Origin of the sequence: Fibrobacter intestinalis (assembly GCF_900167415.1) — a bacterium.
In the GTDB taxonomy this organism is placed as follows: Bacteria; Fibrobacterota; Fibrobacteria; order Fibrobacterales; family Fibrobacteraceae; genus Hallerella; species Hallerella intestinalis.
Window position 1 is genome coordinate 1 of the sequence record NZ_FUWU01000105.1, and the last position, 3217, is coordinate 3217.

A 3217-nucleotide genomic window follows, 5' to 3' on the forward strand; every position below is an offset into this window, starting at 1 on the left:
CCGGAGCGCTTGTACACGACGCACGCGTCGCTCGCTTGCGCATCCTTAGATATATCGCACTCCCAAGCGATTTCTTCCTGATAGTTGAAGTTCATCCGGATTTGCCGTAGGCGGTGGGGCATCAGGTCGTCCACCACGAAGGAATACTTTTCAATCCAGTCGTCCACGGCGATGGACGGCGCCGCGTAGCGTTCCACGTGGCGGATGGGCACGGATTTCGGGGCAAGACTCCCTTCCGGCGTAAGGCCGTCCACGCGCTCCCAGCGGTCCACCTTCACGCCCATCTTCGACCAGTCCGTGGAGGAACTGAAGCGGAGGGGCGAAAGTGATGCCACGCTCTGCATCTTATGCGTGGAGTTCAAATCGCCAGAATTGGCGAACAACCCTACGGCGCACTTGGCGTTTTCTCTGTCGCCCAGATAGTAACAGTTGCGGTTGAGCTTCGCTTCCGGGTTCATTTGCAGAGAGTCCAGCGTCGCCGAGTCCAGGAGAGCCAGGTTCACGAAGGGGCACTCGTAGAGGAAGTCCTCCATGAGGTAGGGGATGTATTCGGAACTTCCGGCATTGACAAGGGAGAACGTATTTGCATTGCCCAGCCATTTTTCCAAATTTTTCCTGTACAGGGGCATCATGTGGGATTCGGCGAGGTCCAGCATCCCGGCGGAAACGGCGGAGGCCACCGAAGCCGATATCCCCGCCGCGGCCCCGGTCGCTATCGCGGCGCGGGCGATCTTGTTGTACGGTACAGGAATCAAATCCGCGGCGAGCAGGGCCGCGCCGGCGGCAAGGGTGACGGTTGTCAGGCTGGATGTCCACGCTTCCGAGGCATGGGATGCGGCTTCGAACTCTTCCCTCCTCACGTCCACATCCGGATTCGTCAGCATCTTCGTGTGGCGCGCAAGCCCGATGTCCGTCTCGACAAGCGAAGAACCGTGGCCCTGAACGTTGATCCCCCCGAGCAGGCCTATGACGTAGCCGGTAAAGGCGTTCGCATAGTTGGCGGAAAAAGACTCCCCGCCATGAATCTGACAGGCCTGGTTTGTAATCGGGACTGTAATCATGTCGGGGATGAAAAAGGAGAGCGGGGTGCGCCAGCCGGATTTAGGGTCGGTGAAAGTCATGCTGTGCGCCCCGGCCAGCAGGCGGAACATCGGAAGCGAGTCCGGCTCGTTGACCAGGCCCTTCAGGGCGGAGATGTTGTTCTGGAGGCCTGCCGTGGGATCCACGTAATAGACCAGGGGATCCGTGGGCTCGTATTTCTCCAGAAACAGGGACATCAGCTCGCCGACGCCGTAATGAATGCCGGAGGCCGCCATCGACGAGGCCAGCCCCAGAAGCCCCACGGTCGAAGTTCCAAGATCGCTCCCCGTCGAGGCGAGGAAGAGGCCCAGCGTCCCGGATGTCGCGATTGCCCCGGTCACCCCTTCCCCCGTCGCCCGGATTCCATCGACCATGTCGAGCTGCATGTTCAACGCCCCGGTCCCCTCGTGCGGACTGTCAAGGGTGATTATCTTGTCCACGTCGCCGTAGTAATAGTTGCTGTTCTGCACGTATTCGCGGGCGACCACGCCGCCCATGCTGTGGCCGATGAGGATGTAGCGGGAGGGGATTTGACGGTAGAGGGCAGGGTTGCGACGAATGAGCTGAAGGGCTGATTGACCAGAATCATTTCTGCCAGTCTCCAAATCGTGAAAAACAGCCTTCACTTCCTGTGCTTCTTCAACAAGTGCACGGCGTTTGCCAAACTTCCCATCCCCATTCCACGTCCTATTTCCCAATTCTACAGCGTTTCTTATGGAGCTGTTCGCCGGATTGGAAAAGGAACGCCAGTTGTAGATGTAGGCATTTGAGGGATTGCACGCCTTACCGATGTCAGGCTCTTCAAAGATGTTGGTTCCTAGCCACTTGGTTATTCGATCTCCGTTATTGTAAGTACCAAGTGTAGCTCCATTTTCTAAAGCATTTCCTGCGTAGTAAGCTTCGGGGAGTGAAAAATCTACAGAAAATCCCTTGTCAGAGCCATAAGCCCCATGAAGCATTAGCACATTATAATTCTCAATAGCCTCCATCGGTTTCGGCTCTGACCAAGAACAACAAACCATCACAAGCAGCAACAAAAAATTTCTTTGTATTTTCATCCTTTACTCCAAATTAACAACAATTTCGTCATTTTCATAAAAAAACAAACCACCGCGCCACTCTATTCCCGAACAAGAAACCTTATTTTCGGCTAGGATACACAAATGCGCATTTGGCCGCAATACATCGCCATAAAAATTACCCACAGAAAACTTTATCGGAACTTCCAACGAATCGCTTTTATTTAGCAAAAGAACCGCTTCAAAACTATTTTTTCCGGGCGTAAAACAATACACGTCCTTGTTCCAAGCACGCACGTCATCGCAAGCCTCAATCCACTTCAAATAATAGGGCAGACGCTTGTATGTAAGCATCCTTGCCGCCGTATCCAGTTCCGCATACTGGCAGCTGTCACCCAGAGAATGTAAAAATTTATCCCCGCGGACTATGAAAAAGCCGTCAAGCCATTGTTTGATTGAAGTCGCCCGGAATTCTCCGACACAACCGTCAAATTTCTTCTTGATTTTCTTTTCATGCGCTTTTTCGCCCACCTTCCACAGCTTAATGGATTTCGAAACATCGCCGCCCCAAATAACAGAATCAGTCATTTGACCTCTTGCATAATTGTCCGGCTCACTATTGAACTTGTCTATTTCATTATTCAAAGTATCGCACCATCTCGGACCGTCTTCCTGCACCCGATAGTTATACACGCAAAGCCGCTGATGACCCATTCCGGAACGTTCTCCGTGATCTTGAATAAACGAACCCAAACTTTGCGTCCACGTTTGATAGGAAGACACAATCACTAAGGAGTCGTCAATAAAACCGACAATCCTTTCTCCTCCAAAGTCTTTTGACCACACTACAGGGCCTTCCAGCCAATCGGAACAGCCTATCAACAAAACAAGGATAGCAACCAACAATCGCCTTTTCACATTCCCTCCATCAAAAAGCTCGAATTCACCCCTTCCGCCGTCGCCCGGACGCCATCGACCATGTCGAGCTGCATGTTCAACGCCCCGGTCCCCTCGTGCGGGCTGTCGAGCGTTATCACCTTGTCCACGTCGCCGTGATAGTAGTCACTATTCTGCGTGTACTCACGAGCTACAACACCACCCATGCTGTGACCGATGAG

3 protein-coding genes are annotated in these 3217 nt (G+C 53.2%); all 3 read right to left on the reverse strand.

The window, feature by feature from the left end; translation table 11 throughout:
- Positions 1-2039, reverse strand: a 2039-nt coding sequence (locus B5D40_RS14975; protein ID WP_234978185.1) for a GPI inositol-deacylase, incomplete at its 3' end; no start/stop codon positions are given.
- 102 nt (positions 2040-2141) lie between these two features.
- Complete coding sequence (locus B5D40_RS14980) at positions 2142-3017, reverse strand: hypothetical protein (RefSeq protein WP_143394326.1); 876 nt, start codon at positions 3015-3017, stop codon at positions 2142-2144.
- Positions 3014-3217, reverse strand: a 204-nt coding sequence (locus B5D40_RS14985; protein WP_200804188.1) for an esterase/lipase family protein, incomplete at its 5' end; no start/stop codon positions are given. The genes B5D40_RS14980 and B5D40_RS14985, both read right to left, overlap by 4 nt.